15 protein-coding genes are annotated in these 16,101 nt (G+C 57.4%); 5 read left to right on the top strand and 10 right to left on the bottom strand.

From position 1 onward, the window contains the following. The first annotated feature begins 59 nt into the window (after window positions 1-59). The 3 genes from CKW15_RS18240 to CKW15_RS18230 all read left to right on the top strand — a co-directional run bounded on the left by CKW15_RS18240 (window position 60) and on the right by CKW15_RS18230 (window position 1,587). Window positions 60-494 (top strand): hypothetical protein, encoded by a 435-nt coding sequence (locus CKW15_RS18240; RefSeq protein WP_371856306.1) that lies wholly within the window; start codon window positions 60-62, stop codon window positions 492-494. A 320-nt stretch (window positions 495-814) separates the two neighbouring features. Then, complete coding sequence (locus tag CKW15_RS18235) at window positions 815-1,087, top strand: hypothetical protein (protein WP_095059345.1); 273 nt, start codon at window positions 815-817, stop codon at window positions 1,085-1,087. 167 nt (window positions 1,088-1,254) lie between these two features. After that, complete coding sequence (locus CKW15_RS18230; protein ID WP_159953410.1) at window positions 1,255-1,587, top strand: hypothetical protein; 333 nt, start codon at window positions 1,255-1,257, stop codon at window positions 1,585-1,587. A gap of 362 nt (window positions 1,588-1,949) precedes the next feature. Here the strand turns inward: CKW15_RS18230 and CKW15_RS18225 are convergent, their stop codons facing one another. After that, complete coding sequence (locus CKW15_RS18225; RefSeq protein ID WP_095152557.1) at window positions 1,950-3,740, bottom strand: bifunctional diguanylate cyclase/phosphodiesterase; 1,791 nt, start codon at window positions 3,738-3,740, stop codon at window positions 1,950-1,952. 128 nt (window positions 3,741-3,868) lie between these two features. Further along, window positions 3,869-5,950: a carboxy terminal-processing peptidase gene (locus tag CKW15_RS18220; protein ID WP_177408836.1), complete on the bottom strand. Its 2,082-nt coding sequence runs from the start codon at window positions 5,948-5,950 to the stop codon at window positions 3,869-3,871. A 138-nt stretch (window positions 5,951-6,088) separates the two neighbouring features. Here CKW15_RS18220 and CKW15_RS18215 point away from each other — a divergent pair, with 138 nt between their 5' ends. Next, the gene (locus tag CKW15_RS18215) at window positions 6,089-7,051 is read left to right on the top strand and encodes a zinc-binding dehydrogenase (RefSeq protein WP_095152556.1); all 963 of its coding nucleotides are present in this window, start codon (window positions 6,089-6,091) and stop codon (window positions 7,049-7,051) included. Between the two features lie 111 nt (window positions 7,052-7,162). On the opposite strand, the gene CKW15_RS18210 is transcribed toward CKW15_RS18215, so the two are convergent. The 6 genes from CKW15_RS18210 to CKW15_RS18185 form a co-directional block, all read right to left on the bottom strand. After that, the gene (locus tag CKW15_RS18210) at window positions 7,163-7,816 is read right to left on the bottom strand and encodes an HAD family phosphatase (RefSeq protein ID WP_095059336.1); all 654 of its coding nucleotides are present in this window, start codon (window positions 7,814-7,816) and stop codon (window positions 7,163-7,165) included. Between the two features lie 34 nt (window positions 7,817-7,850). Beyond that, the gene (locus tag CKW15_RS18205; protein WP_095059334.1) at window positions 7,851-8,840 is read right to left on the bottom strand and encodes an ABC transporter ATP-binding protein; all 990 of its coding nucleotides are present in this window, start codon (window positions 8,838-8,840) and stop codon (window positions 7,851-7,853) included. Further along, a complete protein-coding gene (locus CKW15_RS18200; RefSeq protein ID WP_095059332.1) occupies window positions 8,837-9,637 on the bottom strand; it encodes an ABC transporter permease in 801 nt (266 codons plus the stop codon). Before CKW15_RS18200 ends, CKW15_RS18205 begins: the two co-directional genes overlap by 4 nt. Continuing rightward, entirely contained in the window at window positions 9,624-10,460 is an 837-nt protein-coding gene (locus CKW15_RS18195; RefSeq protein ID WP_371856308.1) for an ABC transporter permease, read from the bottom strand. The genes CKW15_RS18200 and CKW15_RS18195 overlap by 14 nt, the downstream gene beginning before the upstream one ends. Window positions 10,461-10,465: 5 nt before the next feature. Next, the gene (locus CKW15_RS18190) at window positions 10,466-11,272 is read right to left on the bottom strand and encodes an alkaline phosphatase family protein (RefSeq protein ID WP_095059328.1); all 807 of its coding nucleotides are present in this window, start codon (window positions 11,270-11,272) and stop codon (window positions 10,466-10,468) included. Between the two features lie 135 nt (window positions 11,273-11,407). Next, window positions 11,408-12,472: an ABC transporter substrate-binding protein gene (locus CKW15_RS18185; RefSeq protein ID WP_095059326.1), complete on the bottom strand. Its 1,065-nt coding sequence runs from the start codon at window positions 12,470-12,472 to the stop codon at window positions 11,408-11,410. 352 nt (window positions 12,473-12,824) lie between these two features. Between CKW15_RS18185 and CKW15_RS18180 the strand changes: the two genes are divergently transcribed. After that, on the top strand, window positions 12,825-13,538 hold the full coding sequence (locus tag CKW15_RS18180; RefSeq protein ID WP_095059324.1) for a UTRA domain-containing protein: 714 nt from the start codon (window positions 12,825-12,827) through the stop codon (window positions 13,536-13,538). A gap of 40 nt (window positions 13,539-13,578) precedes the next feature. On the opposite strand, the gene CKW15_RS18175 is transcribed toward CKW15_RS18180, so the two are convergent. Further along, a complete protein-coding gene (locus CKW15_RS18175) occupies window positions 13,579-15,735 on the bottom strand; it encodes a mechanosensitive ion channel family protein (protein WP_095059321.1) in 2,157 nt (718 codons plus the stop codon). A 78-nt stretch (window positions 15,736-15,813) separates the two neighbouring features. Then, a complete protein-coding gene (locus tag CKW15_RS28505) occupies window positions 15,814-15,981 on the bottom strand; it encodes a hypothetical protein (protein ID WP_177408830.1) in 168 nt (55 codons plus the stop codon). Window positions 15,982-16,101: the final 120 nt, after the last annotated feature.

The following is a 16,101-nucleotide window of genomic DNA, read 5'->3' as shown; positions in this document are numbered from 1 at the left end:
CACGCACTTGAACGGTTACCGCAAGCCGCCGCAGCAGAAGACTTCGAAGCCTTGCTGCCGTGGAACTGCACACCGCAAATACCAAGATAGCTATACACCCCACCTTTAAAATGTGGGGTTCATGGATTGCATACGAACTTTGTTTGATGAGAGATATATACAATATTGCAAGTATACGCGGTCTGCTATTTGTGTTTGATATCGAAAATGCAGACGATGACGCGAGAGAGGCGCTAATTGCGTCTAAGAATGTGAATGATGAGAAAGAACTCTCTGATTTGTTCGATTTGTTGCTGAAGCCAGAGTTTTTTGCCTGTGAACAGAAGGGTAGGGAAACGTTAATTAATACGGTTGCGTACTTTTTGAATAAAAATGACGATTTTGATCGGGTGTTTGAGCGAATGACTACCTACTTTGATGATGAAGTTGTGGATCAGGTGAAATTTATGAAGGTATTGCTGGTGTGTTTGCAGCGTTATCAAAAAGAAAGGTGATTGATCTTTCTTAAAGTGAGACTTTTATTTAGTGTTGTTTCGCTTTCTAGCCTTGAGAAGAAATGATGTTGCGAGATTCATTTGTAGATGAAAATTTCGAGCCGGACTTGATGTGGTTCGTTGGCGTATTCAATGTCTATGATCGCTAGGAAACTCGCCGTATGGAGCTTGAAGTCTATGATTTCGTCGAAAATCAAAGAATGTAAAAATGAAATTGGTGCGAGTGAAGGAAAGTTAAATCGCTGGATTCGAATTGAGTTAAGTACTGGAACGATCCACGGACACCCGATTTCAGATAGCGAATTTAGGAGGCTAAAAAAATGATTGATCTATCGTTCGTTAATGGAACGATTTCTCATGACGGTCTGTCTTTATTGCTAGATGGGGATTTATCTGCTCAACTCCTTGATCTGAAGGAGGATATGTTGCAGGTGGAGTACTCTTCATCATTTTTGCTTGATGTTGGTTGGTATCCTTCATTCGATCTTGATGGCCGTTCTCAAATTAGGGTCGTAAAGGATTATGACTGGAGTGATCTACTATTTTTTTTCGGAAGTGACCACAGTTTCTTTGCTAAAAAGGGAAATGGTTAGCGCGCAAATGTAATCGAAAGAGCTTCTAAGGAATGTGAGAAAAAGTAGAGTAAAAATAGAAAGGTGGCGTGATTGTATAGAAAATACTTCTGTGCGCGTTCTTCTGCCGAAAAAGAATGAAAGTGAGGATAGATAATATTGTTCGGATCGGCGAAGAGGTCCTTGTGATGCTTTCAACCGATTTCGGCAAAGCTTCTGCCGTTTGGTGCGGTGCACCACCAACAATAGGCGCTAGTCACGATGTTGAGCTAGAAATCGAGCAAAGCGTTGTTTGGGGGATGAGTGCGAGACCTGCATCAAATGATGGCTTCTCGATTGATATCGTGGATGGATTTATAAAATTAACGGGGAATATCGTCTCAGTCGATACCGAAGGAATGATGGTTTTTGACGTGGGTGGATCAGTTTTTTTTGTCGAGATAATAGGCTTTGCTGGAGCTATTCCGATGGTTGTTGATTTATATGTTGAGAAATTAGTTTTGTTTCCAACTGGTGTATGAGCGGAGGCTTTTGACGGATGTACGAAATTTCCGGGCAAGGTCTTCGGAAAACTCCTTCAAAACGTAGCGGTTTCCATGAACTGGTGCAGAGCAGACCTCATCGATAGTCTTTTGCATGTCACTGCAAATTGAGTGGCAGGGCGTGGAATCTGTGCCATTCCGTTGCGTGACGGCTGTGACATGCTGAATGTGATCGGGCAGAGGTTGCAGGTGGGGTCTGCGGGTTCTTAAGTATTTACGTCAATTGAACGGGCCTCATCGCGGGCAAGCCACGCTCACCACAGGTCTTGAGTCGATCACAGAATGTGTGATCAAAACCGAGCCTGTGGGAGCGTGGCTTGCCCGCGATGGCGTCGGCGCCGTCAGCGATGGCCTGCCAGCAATGTCGCTTCGTGTCCGGGCACCGCCAAGCTATCCATCACATGCACGCTATACCCCTGCACATTTTTCGCATGATGCTTGGCCTGTGACGCCAACTCCGCCAACTGACTCGCATCAAGTCGTTGACAAGCCTGCGGATGCAAATGCACCACGCCGATCGACAGCGATAGCAACGCAAATTCCTGGCGCTGGCCCTGGCGGTTCGGGGCGATGAAGCAACCGGCTTCCAGATGTTCGCTGCGGTAGAAGCGCCGGCATTGGCTCTGGAAGTCGTCGAGCAGTTGGTTCAAGCGTTTGCGCCAGTCTTCCGGGCCGAGCACGAGCAGGAAGTCGTCACCGCCGATATGGCCGACGAAGTCCCGGGACGGGTCGATGCGGTCGTTCAGGCATTGCGCCAGGCACAGCAGGACTTCGTCGCCGCGACCGTAGCCGTAGATGTCGTTAAAGGGTTTGAAGCTGTCGATGTCGACGTAGCAAATCACTGATTCCCGTTGCTGTTGCAACAGCCGCGTCAGGCATTGCTGGATCGGCACGTTGCCCGGCAGGAGGGTCAGCGGGTTGGCGTAGCGGGCCTGCTGGATTTTCAGTTCGGTAATCAATTTGAGTACATCAATCACTCGGCCGAGTCCCAGATAGCCACCGTTGAGGGTGATGATGAAATCCTCTTCGATGCGCTGGCGGGCGCGGCTGGTGATCAGGCGGCTGACTTGTTGCAGCGACTGGTTCAGCTCTACGGCGAGAAAGTCATCGTTCATCAGGCGGCTGATCGGCTTGCGGGCGAACAGGTCGGTGGCAAAGGGCTTGAGCAGGGCGTCCGAGAGCGAATGGCGGTGGACGATGCCGCACGGCTGGCCGAGCTCATCGAGTACCGCCAGCGAGTTCAGGTTGGATTGACGGCGAAAGGCTTCGAGCACGGTGGCGGTCGGGGTGTCGCGGTCGACGGCGGGTTGATCGTTCAGCAGGGCGCTGAGGTCGCTGCCTTCGTCGTTCAGCGCAACGGCGAAGCTGTCTTGTCGGGGCATCATGGCTCGGGCATCGCGTGGCGGATGTTCCTGTGGCCGGCAGAGCAAATACCCCTGAACCAGATCCACGCCCATCTCGGTCAACACTGCGAGCTCTTCGGGCAATTCGATGCCCTCGGCAATCACCTGTGCCCGCGATGCCCTGGCGATTTGCAGGATCGAACCGACGAATTCCCGTTTGAGTGCGTCCTGGTGAATGCCGTCGATGAAGTGCCGATCGATTTTCACATAGTCCGGCCGCAACTCGGACCACAAGCGCAGACTCGAATAGCCCGCGCCCAGATCATCCAGGGCGATGGAAAATCCCATCGCCCGGTAGTGATGCAGCGCAGTTTGCAGCAACTGGAAATCGTCGGTCGGTGTCTGTTCGGTCAGCTCGATCACGACCTGGCTTGGCGGGATACCGAAGTCTTGCAGAAGCTGCAGGGTTCGCCCCGGTTGGTGGGCCGCTTCGAGCAGGGATTCGGGGGATACGTTGAGGAACAGCTTGCCCGGAAGTTGCTGCTCATTGAACCGTCGGCACGCGCTCTCGCGACAGGCGATTTCCAGCTCGCTCAGGCGCCCGGCCTGTCGGGCGACGGCGAACAACGCGAGCGGGGAGTGCAGTGGGCTGTTGGACGGACCGCGATTGAGGGCTTCGTAGCCGAGAATTCGGCGTTCAGAGAGGCTGATGATCGGTTGGAACAGGCTGTGCAATCCGCCGTGAGTCAGGATTGAGCTCAAGGCACTCAGCTGTTCGGTGGTAGTCATGGCAATCTCTGGCGACAAAAAAAGGACTGGGCGTACCCTTGATTTCAAGAGCACGCCCAGTCCCGTATTTCACGACAGAATGATGACTATTTGATGACGCTCCGGGGAGCGTCAACATTAAATTGCCATTAGTGTTTCGCCACCGCCGTATTGAGTTTCAGGTAGTCCAACAGAATCCGCCCGGTTTCGCTCAGGTAGGCATCATCTTCCGGCTTGGTCTTGTCATCCTCGGCCGCGAGAGCGTCCTCGTCTTCTTTCTTCAGCTCTTTGAGCGGTTCTTCGCCCTTGGCCTTGCGACGGATGTTTTCCATGGCCAGTTGCTTGGCTTCGATGTCCGCGTGCTGGGCACGACGTTCGGCTTCATTGAGGCTGACGGTTTTCTCGGACATCAGCTTCTGCGCCAGTGCCAGTTTGTCGCGGATGAACACGAACTCCGCGTCCTTGGCTGTACGTACGTCATGCTCGGATTTGAGCTGCAAAAGGTACGGTTTGAACGGATCGGCCGCTGGCTTGATGGCTGCGCGGATGGTGTCCCACGGCATGGCTTCCGGCAGGGCACTTTCACCGATTTCCTTGGTGTCGATAATCGACGGGTAGTCGATGTCCGGCAGGACGCCCTGATGCTGGGTGCTCTGGCCGGAAACCCGGTAGAACTTGGCCAGCGTCAGCTTCAGTTCGCCATGGTTCAGCGGCTGAATGGTCTGCACGGTGCCTTTGCCGAAGGTCTGGCCGCCGATGATCAAAGCGCGGTGATAGTCCTGCATGGCGCCGGCGAAAATCTCCGAAGCCGATGCGGACAAGCGGTTGACCAGCAACGCCATCGGGCCTTTGTAGAACGCACCCGGGTTTTCATCTTCCAGTACGTCGACGCGGCCATCGGCGTTACGCACGAGCACGGTCGGCCCTTTGTCGATGAACAGGCTCGTCAGCTCGGTGGCCTCTTGCAAGGAACCGCCACCGTTGTTGCGCAGGTCGATGACGACGCCGTCGACTTTGTCTTTCTGCAACTCGGTCAGCAGCTTCTTGACGTCGCGAGTGGTGCTCTTGTAATCCGGATCGCCAGCGCGGAAGGCCTTGAAGTCCAGGTAGAAGGCCGGAATCTCGATGACCCCGAGCTTGTAGTCCTTGCCGTCCTGTTTCAGGTTCAGCACCGACTTCTTCACAGCCTGGTCTTCAAGCTTCACCGCTTCGCGGGTGATCGGCACGATCTTGGACGTCTGGTCGTTCGGCGCATTGCTGGCCGGGATGACTTCCAGACGGACCACGGTGCCTTTCGGGCCACGGATCAGCTTGACCACTTCGTCCAGACGCCAGCCGACCACATCGACCATCTCTTTGTTGCCCTGGGCAACGCCGATGATCTTGTCGGCCGGTGCAACCTGCTTGGTCTTGTCGGCCGGACCTGCCGGCACCAGGCGCACGACTTTCACCTGGTCGTTATCGCTCTGCAACACGGCGCCGATGCCCTCCAGGGACAGGCTCATGTTGATGTCGAAGTTTTCCGCGTTATCCGGCGACAGATAGTTGGTGTGCGGGTCGTAGGACATGGCGAAGGTGTTGATGTACGCCTGGAAGATGTCTTCCGCGCGGGTCTGGTCCAGGCGCGCCAACTGATTCTTGTAGCGCTTGGTCAGGGTTTCCTGGATCTGCTTGGAGTCTTTGCCGGCGATCTTCATGCGCAGGACTTCGTCCTTGACGCGTTTGCGCCACAGGTCATCGAGTTCTGCGGTGGACTTGAGCCACGAAGCGTCCTTGCGGTCGATCAGCAAGGTTTCCTTGGCGGTGAAGTCGATCTTGTCGACGCCTTTGTTCAGCTCGGCAAGGGCGAAGTCCAGACGCGCTTTGACGCGGTCCAGATAGCGCTTGTAGATGGTGAAGCCGGCGTTGAGGTCGCCACTTTTGAGGAAGTCGTCGAACTGCGTCTTCCACTTATCGAATTCGGCAATGTCGCTGGCCATGAAGTAGCTGCGCGACGGATCCAGCAGCTTGAGGTAGCTGTCGTAGATGATCACCGAGCGCGCATCATCGAGTGGCGGCTTGCTGTAGTGGTGGCGCTTGAGCAACTCCACGACGTTCAGGCTGGCGATCACTTCGTCACGATCGGGTTGAAGCTTGTCCCAGCTATTGGCTGCGAATGTATTGCTCGACAACGGCAGCAAGCCGATGCCAATGAATAGGGCGAGTGCGGTGCTGGGGAACAAATGCTTCATGCTGATTCGACGCGGGGACAATTGATAACGCATATTAGGCCGTCTTTGAAGTCGCCGGTTCTTTGGGAGCCGGTCGCATAATGCAAAAAGCCCGGCGCTACAGCTTCGGGCTCAGTCCAGACTCACTATGGAGGCACTGTGAAAGCATTGCAAGGCGTTGACGGTCAAGTGGTGTGGGTTGAAGAGCCGAGTCCTACGTGCGATGTAGGGCAAGTTCGCATCCGAGTGTCGGCAGCGGGTCTCAATCGCGCCGATTTGTTGCAGAAAGCGGGCCTATATCCGCCGCCGCCAGGGGCTAGCCAAGTGCTCGGCCTAGAGTGTTCCGGTGTGATCAGTGAAGTCGGCCCAGGCTCCTCGTGGAAGGTGGGCGATCGGGTTTGTGCCTTGCTGGCCGGGGGCGGGATGGCCGAAGAGGTGGTTGTCGACGGACGGCATGTACTGCCGGTTCCCGATGGGCTGTCGTTAGTTGAGGCCGCCGCATTGCCCGAGGTTTATGCAACAGTCTGGCTGAATTTGTTTCAATTGGCTGCGCTCAAACCGGGTCAGAAAGTTCTCCTGCATGCCGGGGCAAGTGGAATCGGTTCAGCTGCCATTCAGCTGTGCAAGGCGTTTGGTAACCCGTGCTGGGTCAGCGTCGGGTCCGCTGAGCGTCTGGCGTATTGCGAAGCGCTGGGGGCGCAGGGCGGTGTGGTGCGTAACGGCGACCTGGAGAGCCTGAGGGATCTGGGCCCCTTCGATGTGATTCTCGACCCGGTGGGTGGTAATTACGCGGCGTTGAACCTCAAGCTGCTGGCCCAGGACGGGCGTTGGGTGCTGATTGGATTGATGGGCGGGCGTGAGGCCAAACTCGATCTGGCCCAGGTGCTGGCCAAACGTGTGCAGTTGCTGGGCTCAACCCTGCGCAGTCGTGATGATCAGTTCAAGGCAGATCTGTTCAGTGATTTGAGCCAGCATGTCTGGCCGCTGTTTGCCGAAGGGCGATTGAGTCCGCAGTTGGCCAAGACTTTTGCGATCAAGGATGCAGAGGCCGCGTTTGCCGAGCTGGCGAGTAACAACGTGGCGGGGAAAGTGGTGTTGGTGATTGATGAAAGCCTGAGCTGACAACACCGGACCTGTAGGAGCGCGGCTTGCCCGCGAAGGCGTCGTGTCAGTCAATGGATCGTTGAATGACACACCGCATTCGCTGGCAAGCCAGCTCCTACAGGGTTCAGGTTACTTCCAGTGATGGATCGGCCAGCCAGCTTTTTCGGCGTGCTCAAGCAACACCGGATCCGGGTTGACCACGTGCGGGTAATCCACCTTCAGCAACAGCGGCAGATCATTGCGTGAGTCGGAATAGAAACTCGCGCCTTCGAGGTTTTCCTCTTCTGCATCCAGCCACGCCAGCAAGCGGGTGATCTTGCCTTCGCGGTAGGTCAGGGTGCCAACGGTATGGCCGCTGTAAACGCCATGAGCCACTTCCAGTTCGATGCCGAGAATCTCGTCGATGCCCAGGCGCTCGGCGATGGGGCCGACCAGGTGGGTACCCGAAGCGGAGATCACCAAAATCCGGTCGCCAGCCTTGCGGTGCGCGGCGATGGTTTTGGTCGCGTCGCTGAAAATGATCGGCTCGATGTAGTCCTCCACCCACGGACCCACCAAGTGCGCGACCTCCTCAGGCGTACGACCAATCAACGGTTCCAGGCTGAAGGCCATGTAGTCCTCCATGGCCAGATGGCCCCTGCCGTAGGCATCCATCAATTCCTTGTCGCGACGCAGGAACGATTCGCCATCGACCCAGCCGAGGCGGACCATTTGCTCGCTCCACAGTGAGGCGCAGTCGCCGTGGATCAGGGTTTCGTCCAGATCAAAAATTGCCAGGGCCATCAGTGCGGTTCTCTCTTCAGCGTCAGCAAAGTCATCAGGCTACCTCACACAGGGCGGTCGGATCGATGGAAAGCGCCAGCCGCTGACCATCGGGATGCAGGTCGGCCGCCGAGCGGTTCAGCACATCCACGACCAGTTCCACGCCCCGGGCTTCGACCCGGTAGCGAATCACGTTGCCCAGCAAGCTGTGGCTTCGCACTTGCGCGTCCAGTTCGCCGTTGAGGCTCAACTCGATGGCCTCCGGGCGAATGGCGATGCGCTTGCTGATCGGTCGCTGCAACAGTTTCGAGGCACTGTCGGCATCCAGCAGGTTGTAGTTGCCGATGAAGCCGGCGGCGAACACATCCACGGGGGCGGTGTAGAGGGTTTCGGCGTCACCGCTTTGTACGATTTTTCCCTGATTCATCAGGAAAATCCGGTCAGACATGGTCAGGGCTTCTTCCTGATCGTGTGTGACGAAAATCGTGGTCAGGCCCAGTTCGCGCTGAATCTGACGGATCTGTTCGCGCAGGTGCTTGCGAATCCGCGCGTCCAGGGCCGACAGCGGCTCATCCAGCAGTAACAGGCGTGGCCGGGTCACCAGGGAGCGGGCGAGGGCGACGCGCTGGCACTGACCGCCCGAGAGCTGATGCGGGTAGCGCGCGGCAAAGTCATTGAGCTCCACCAGCTTCAGCACTTCGGCGACGCGTTTCTGGCTGTCATCGGCATTGACCTTTTGCATGCGCAGGCCGAACGCGACGTTCTGTTCCACCGTCATGTTGGGAAACAGCGCATAGCTCTGGAAGACCATGCCGATCCCGCGTTTCTGCGGGCTCACGGGCACGAGATCGACGCCATCGAGCAGGATCTTGCCGCCATCTACCGACGTCAGGCCGGCGATACAGCGCAGCAGGGTGGATTTACCGCAGCCGGACGGGCCGAGCAGGGTGACGAACTCGCCTTTCTGGATTTCGCAATTGATGTCGCTGAACACCGTGGTGCCCGCGAAGCTTTTCTGAAGATGTTGGACGCTGACATAGCTCATTCGCTTTTGTCCCTGTTCAAGATATTGGCGATCCAGGTCAGAACCAGCACAAAGAAGAAGTAGGAAATCACCAGCGCACTGGTGAAATGACCGCTGCTGTTGCGCATGTTGTTGAGGTAGACCTGCAGGGTTTCGTAGCGGGTGCCGACGAGGATGTTGGCGAACACGAATTCACCGAACAGGAACGAGAACGACAGCAGCAACGCGACCATCAGGCCCTTGCGCAAATTCGGCAACACCACCAGGAAAGCCGCTTGAAAGGTGCTGGCACCGAGCAATTGGGCGGCGTCCATCAGGTCACGCAGGTTGATCGCTTGCAGGTTGTTGGTGATCGCCCGGTACATGAACGGCAGCGCTACGGTGAAGTAGCAACCGATCAGGATCCACGGCGTTCCGACCATGGCGAACGGCCCTGAACCATAGAGCTGCAACAGCCCCACCGACGACACCACCGGCGGCACGGCGAAGGGCAGCAGAATGAGGATGTTCATCAGCGCGTCGAGTTTCGGGAAGTGGTAATGCACCACGAACAGCAGCGGCAAAATCAGCACCACCGACAGCACCAGCGAGCCGACGCAGACCAGCAACGACTGCCCGAAGGCATTTAGAAAACGCGGATCGCTCCACAGCTGGATGTACCACTTGAAGGTGAAACCGCTGGGCAGGACGGTCGCCGACCAACTGCTGGAGATCGAGTAGATCAACGTCCCGAGCAGTGGCAACAGCAGGATCGCAAACAGTACATACACCACGACGCGGTGGTAGACGCCGACAGGCCCCAGTTCAGCGCGAGACATTGTAGCTCCTCTTCAACAACAGTTGATGCACGATGGTCACCAGGGTCATCAACGCCACCAGTACCACCGCCAGGGCGCTGGCCAGGTTCGGATCCAGGGAAATATCACCCGAGACCATCGCCGCGATACGGATCGGCAGCACGTTGAAGTTGCCGGTGGTCAGGGCGTACACCGTGGCGTAGGCGCCGAGGGCGTTGGCCAGCAGGATCACGAAGGTGCCGAGCAACGCCGGGGTCAGCACCGGCAACCCGATGTGCCGCCAGAACTGCCAGCCGCTGGCACCGAGCAGCGCGGCGGATTCGCGCCAGTCTTCACGCAGGGCATCGAAGGCTGGATAGAGCAACAGCACACCGAGGGGGATCTGGAAGTAGGTGTAGAGAATGATCAGCCCGGTTTTCGAATACAGGTTGAAATCCTGAATGATCCCGGCCTGTTTGAGCATGATGGTGAAGCTGCCGTTGAAGCCGAGCAGAATGATGAACGCGAAAGCCAGGGGCACGCCGGCGAAGTTGCTGGTCATGTTGGCGAAGGCGTTGACGAAGTTGCGCAGCTTCGAATCGACCCGGCGCAGGGAATACGCGCCGAGTACGGCAATGATGATGCCGAACACGCTGGACCAGAAACTGATCTCAAGGCTGTACTGGATCGCTTGCAGGTAAAACTTCGAGCTGAAGATCTTGGTGAAGTTGCCCAGGCCCCAGCCGAACTCTTCCGATTGCAGGCTGTTGATCATCACCCAGATCAACGGGGCAATTTCGAACACGATGAAGAACAGTGCGAAAGGTACCAGGCACAGGGCTGCCAACCATTTGCTGCGGATCATGGGACTCACTTCAACAGCTCCCGGCAGGCCGGTTTGTCGTGGGGCACGCCCAGCAACTCGCAGACGGTGCCGCAGATGTCGGTCTGTTTCGGAGCAGCCCCGGCATCGAAACTGAAGGCGTCACCGAGGACGAACAGCGGCACTTCACGTTCCTCCGGGAGCAAGCCGTTGTGTGACCGGTCGTTGTTCATGCCGTGGTCGGCGGTCACCAAGACCTGATAACCGGCGTCAAGCCAGCCTTGCAGGTAGTCAGCCAGGATAATGTCGGCCGAACGGGCACTGTTGCGGTACTGCGGGGTGTCGAGACCGTGCTTGTGCCCGGCGTCGTCGATGTTCATCGGGTGGATCAGCAAGAAGTTCGGTACATGGCGCAGGCGCAGGTTTTCGGCGTCGGCGAACAGGTGGGAATCCGGGTAGTGATCGTTCCAGTAGAAATGCCCGTGCTGGATCGGCAGTGTCGGGTCGTCGGTGTGACGATCGCGAGCGGCCACGAAGGGCGACCGGTTATACAGCTCGCTGACCCAGTGATAGGCCGCCGCCGCAGTCGTCAGACCGGCCTCGGTGGCGTAGTGATAGATGCTGCGCTGATTGGACAGACGCGAGACCTGGTTGTGGACGATGCCGCTGTCGATCGGCGTGACGCCGGTGAGGATGCATTCGTACAGCGGTCGCGACAGGGCCGGCAGTTCGCATTGCAGTTTGTAGAGCGCTGCGCGTCCTGCGCCGACGTAGGCCTGCAGGTGTCCCATGGCGTGGCGGGCGACCTCGTAGTTGAGGCCGTCGAGCACGACAAGGATGACGTTGTGCTTCATGGGGAATGGGACTCCGCAAAACGTGAAAAATCGTCAAGCCTGTAGGAGCCGGCTTGCTGGCGAATGCATCGCCGCGGTGATCAAACAGACCGCAGTGTCTGGATCGCCAGCAAGCCGGCTCCTACAGATGCAGCATTACTGCATGTTGATAATGACTTCTTCCTGCCACTTCTGAGGAAGGGCCTTGGAGGTCTTTTCCCATGCGTCTGCGTCTTTGATCGGCGTCACGTTTTTGTACTGCTCGTTCGGCAGCAGCTTGGACTTCACTTCGTCCGGCAGCGTGACGTGGTCGGCCCGAATCGGACGGGCATTGCCTTTGGCCAGGTTGATCTGGCCGGCGTCGCTGAAGATGTATTCGCGGGTCAGCTTGGCGGCGTTCGGGTTTTTTGCGTATTTGTTGATGATGGTGGTGTAGCCGGAAATGACCGAACCATCGGACGGGATCAGCACCATATAGTCATCAGGATTGGCCATCTTGGCCTTGTAGCTCAAGCCGTTGAAGTCCCAGACCACGCCGACTTCGATTTCGCCTTTTTCCATGGTGGCGATGGTCGGGTTGGCCATCGACAGGCGACCTTGCTTGGCGATGTCAGCGAACATCAGCAGGGCGGGCTGGACATTCTTCTCGTCACCGCCGTTGGCCAGCGCCGCGGCCAGAACACCGTTGGCCGCTTGTGCGGAGGTGCTCACGTCACCGATGGATACTTTGTATTTGCCGGTCTTGATATCGGCCCATTTGGTCGGCGCTTCGGAACCGTGCAGCAACTTCTTGTTGATGATGAACGCGATGCTGCCGGTATAGGCCAGTGCCCAGTTACCGTCCTTGTCCTTGGCCCAGGCCGGAATCTGATCCCATGTCGAAGGCTTGTAGGGCTGGACCACGCCTTGCTTGACCGCGATCGGGCCAAACGCTGCACCCACGTCACCGATGTCGGCGCTGGCGTTGTCTTTTTCGGCGGCGAACTTGGCGATTTCCTGGGCCGAGCTCATGTCGGTGTCGATGTGCTTGAGGCCGTACTTGTCGCTCAGGTCTTTCCAGGTTCCGGCCCAGTTGGCCCAGTTGTCAGGCATGCCGATGCTGTTGACGGCGCCTTCCGCTTTCGCAGCGGCTTCCAGGGTTTTGAGGTCATCTGCCGCCATGGCGGCGGTGCACATTGCGATGGTCGAGCCTAACAGTGATGCCAGGAAAAGCTTTTTCATTCCGAAGCTCCTTGGGTCGTGTTCAACGCTGTGATTGCGGTTTGTGTTGGTCTAGGTCAGCAATACCTGAGCCAATCTAAGGGGGCTGGATGACACTTTGATGTCGCTCTTCACCCGGCAGGCGTCTTTGACGTCCGGTATCACTGGGGGCCAGGTAAGCGTAGACCATGGCCAAGGCCCCGGAGTACAAGGGACTTGGCCGATGTCTTGCAGACCGTTAACGCGACCGTTCAGCGGCTTTGTCATCTATCGGTCATCTGCACTGCCTACGCTTGCACGCTATTGATTGAACCCGTTTGCAGTGCGGTTCTGCCCCGAAACAGTGCTGGTCTAGTCCAGGAAGGTAACGTTGATGCGCGATGAGGCAACAAAAGCGGTGACAGCCATCGGCCAGGTGCTTCAGGAACAGCTCGTCCATGGTTTGCTGACGCCCGGCAGCAAGTTGCCGGCTGAGCGCAAACTCAGTGAGTTGTTCGGCACCACGCGCATTACCGTGCGCGAAGCGTTGTTGCAGTTGGAATCGCAAGGGCAGATTTATCGCGAAGAGCGCCGCGGCTGGTTCGTGTCGCCACCGCGCCTGGCGTACAACCTGATGCAACGCAGCCACTTTCACGCGATGGTCAGTGCGCAAGGGCGGGAGCCGTCTACGGAGGTGATTTCGGCACGCTTGCAGCCAGCGTCGGCGGCAGTCTGTGCCTGGCTGCAATTGCCGGCGCTGTCGAGCGTGATCCAGATCTGCCGTTCACGGCGAATTGACGGCAGACTGGTGCTGTATGTGGAGCACTACCTCAATCCGCAGTACTTTCCGGGGATTCTCGATTTCGACTTGAATCAGTCGATTACCGAACTGTATGCGCGGCACTACGATCTGCATTACGGCCGGGTGCGGTTTGAAATTGTGCCGACGGCGTTGTCGGTGGACGCGGCGGCGGCATTGAAAGTATCGGTCGGTAGCCCGGGATTACAGATTGCCCGGGTCAACTATGACCAGCATGAACGCTTGATCGACTGCGACCTGGAGTTCTGGCGGCATGATGCGATTCATGTCGGCGTCGATGTGGTCTGACGCGGCTTTTGTAGGAGCTGGCAAGCCAGCTCCTACAGAGTTACTCGCTCTGCGAGCCGCCACCGGCAGTGATCACCTGAATACTCATTCGCGGTGTCGCCAAGTCCAGTCCGGCCTCATCCAGATGACGCTTGAGTGACAGGTTGAACGCCCGCGACACTTCCCATTGCTTGATCGGCGCGGTCTTGAACCTTGCACGAAGAATCGCGTTGCCGGACTCGAAACTTTCCACCCCCTGAAACTCCAGTGGCGACCAGATGTTGCGTCGTTGCAGCGGATCGGTGCGCATTTTCTGGCCGACGTCGCGCATCAGCTTGATCGCGTTGTCGATGTCCATGTTGGCCGGCACTGCGACGCGGAAAATCGCGTAGCCGAATTCCCGGGAGTAGTTCTTGATGCTCTTGATTTCGCTGAACGGAATGGTGTGGACGATGCCGTCGATGTCCCGCAGGCGCACGGTGCGGATGGTCAGGCCCTCGACCGTGCCGAGATGGCCGCCGACATCCACGTAATCGTCGATGGCCAGGGAGTCTTCGATGATGATGAACAGCCCGGTGATCAGGTCAGCCACCAGCGACTGCGCACCAAAACCGATGGCCAGGCCGATCACACCGGCACCGGCCAGCAGTGGGGTGACGTTCATGCCCATGTTCGCCAGGGCGACGATCAGCGCGACGATGAAAATTGCCACGAACAGCACATTGCGGATCAGCGGCATCATCGTCTGGGCGCGGGCATTGGCCAGGCCTTTGCGCGAGCGGGTAAGGGCGTGATGCACGGCGGTGTCGCTGAGAATCCAGATCAGCCAGGCAAACAGCAGTGTTCCGGCAAGGCTGAACAACTTGATGCTGACCTCATGGCCGTCGCCTTCAGTGAAGCGGATCAACGACAGCCCCCAGACCCGCAGGCCGAGTTCGATGAAAGCCAGCCAGACCAGCAAGTGGGCGATGGTGTAGAAAAAGTTTTTCAGGCGTTCGGAATAAAACGCATGGCGTTTGATACTGCGCTGCGGTTTGAGGCCATGACGGCGGACGAGTCCGTTGATGACCATGCACAACACCAGCAGCACGGTGCAGATCAGCGACTGACGCAGTGCGGTGCTGGTGTCGCCGGCCGAGATAAACGTGGCAAACAGCGAAATGCCGACCAGCACCAGCGCTGGTACGTACCAGAAGGTCCCCAGAATCGAGAGCGTGTCATTGAGTGCGCGGCGGGTCAGGCGTCGTGACAACGGCTGATTGCGGATCAAATGAGCGATGGGGCGCCGGAAACGCAAGATGAACAATCCCGTGGACAACGCCGCCAGAACGTTGGCGACGGTTGCGGCGGTGTGGGCCAGATGACTGCCGAGGCTGTTGATCAATTGCGGATCGCTCAGGGCCTCGCCAAATGCAGCGAAACTGCCGATCAGCCACAGCGGCCGGAAGGCCTGGTGACGCAAGATGTACAAGGCGCGGTGGCGGTGCGGACCATCGAGCAGGGAAAAGGCAATCACGCAGATCGCCGAGAAACAGGTGCCGACCACCAGCGCATACGCCAACACCATCGCCAGGCTTTTACCCAGGGACGAGGGCAGGGCGTAACTCATGTAAACGGTGATGACTAACGCGATCAGCCATGGCCCAAGCTTGCGCAACGCAAAGCGCAGCATGTCCAGTGCCTTGGGGTGCTGCGGCAGTTCTTCGGTGAGGCCGAAGCGCATGCGTACGCGATGGCTGAGCCAGATCAATGCGGCGGCCAGCAGGCTCCAGACCATCAGGATCATGGCAAAGGCGAAGATCATCGGCAGCCATTCATTGGCCGGGAGTGCCAGCGCGGCCAGTTCCTCCTGGGCTTGATCAAGTTCGCTGGACCAGCGAGTGAGCGGGCTGTCGTCACCCGACAGTTTCTTTTCGAGACTGGCCAGGGTTCCACCAATCAAACCCAGTACGCCTTCTTCGGTGACAGGCTGGGCTTTTTTGGTGGCGTCCCGGAGTTTTTTAAGGTCCGCCAGCAACTTGGCCCGTTGCTCATCGTTCTCCAGTGATTTGATCACTTCGTCCAGGGATTGCCCCAGCGGTTCCTGTGCTTCGGGCTGGGCTTTGGTCTGGCTGCTGAGCAGGCCCGGCAAACCGACCGCGTTGGCAGGCGCCATCGGCAGCAGCATCATCAGGCAGATCAGGAAGGAGCATGGCAGGGCGAAAAGACGAGCGAACACTAGGCGGTCAACCTCGCAAGGAGCGGATCGACCGAGTGTACGAGCCCGTCTAAACCAATGCGAGCCGGGTGGGAGGATTTATTCGTTGAGTTTGGCGAGGATCTTGAAGATGACCGTGGCCAAAATCGTCAGCATGCCGATCCACATGGTGAACACGCCGATATTTTTGTCGCGAAAGTTGAAGCCGATGGCCAGCATGAGCATCCCGGCAAGAATCGGGATCAGCATGGCTTGGAACGTAGACATCGAGATCATGAAAACAGCCTTGTCGAAGGTATATTTGAAAGTCTAGGTGGCTTTTGGAAGGGCCGCCGGTTGCTACTGTAGGAGCAAGCTTGCTCGCGATGAACTCAAGGGCGCCGCGAT

Origin of the sequence: Pseudomonas sp. Irchel s3b5, assembly GCF_900187435.1 — a bacterium.
Lineage (GTDB): Bacteria > Pseudomonadota > Gammaproteobacteria > Pseudomonadales > Pseudomonadaceae > Aquipseudomonas.
This window is presented reverse-complemented; position numbering and strand designations above follow the sequence as displayed.

Excerpts from the sequence above, each read along its gene's own strand:
- CKW15_RS18195 (WP_371856308.1), bottom strand. The coding sequence starts at position 10,460 with ATGATCCGCAGCAAATGGTTGGCAGCCCTGTGCCTGGTACCTTTCGCA.
- CKW15_RS18200 (WP_095059332.1), bottom strand. The coding sequence starts at position 9,637 with ATGTCTCGCGCTGAACTGGGGCCTGTCGGCGTCTACCACCGCGTCGTG.
- CKW15_RS18180 (WP_095059324.1), top strand. The coding sequence starts at position 12,825 with ATGCGCGATGAGGCAACAAAAGCGGTGACAGCCATCGGCCAGGTGCTT.
- CKW15_RS18230 (WP_159953410.1), top strand. The coding sequence starts at position 1,255 with ATGCTTTCAACCGATTTCGGCAAAGCTTCTGCCGTTTGGTGCGGTGCA.
- CKW15_RS18225 (WP_095152557.1), bottom strand. The coding sequence starts at position 3,740 with ATGACTACCACCGAACAGCTGAGTGCCTTGAGCTCAATCCTGACTCAC.
- CKW15_RS18205 (WP_095059334.1), bottom strand. The coding sequence starts at position 8,840 with ATGAGCTATGTCAGCGTCCAACATCTTCAGAAAAGCTTCGCGGGCACC.
- CKW15_RS18185 (WP_095059326.1), bottom strand. The coding sequence starts at position 12,472 with ATGAAAAAGCTTTTCCTGGCATCACTGTTAGGCTCGACCATCGCAATG.
- CKW15_RS18190 (WP_095059328.1), bottom strand. The coding sequence starts at position 11,272 with ATGAAGCACAACGTCATCCTTGTCGTGCTCGACGGCCTCAACTACGAG.
- CKW15_RS18210 (WP_095059336.1), bottom strand. The coding sequence starts at position 7,816 with ATGGCCCTGGCAATTTTTGATCTGGACGAAACCCTGATCCACGGCGAC.
- CKW15_RS18235 (WP_095059345.1), top strand. The coding sequence starts at position 815 with ATGATTGATCTATCGTTCGTTAATGGAACGATTTCTCATGACGGTCTG.
- CKW15_RS18220 (WP_177408836.1), bottom strand. The coding sequence starts at position 5,950 with ATGAAGCATTTGTTCCCCAGCACCGCACTCGCCCTATTCATTGGCATC.
- CKW15_RS28505 (WP_177408830.1), bottom strand. The coding sequence starts at position 15,981 with ATGTCTACGTTCCAAGCCATGCTGATCCCGATTCTTGCCGGGATGCTC.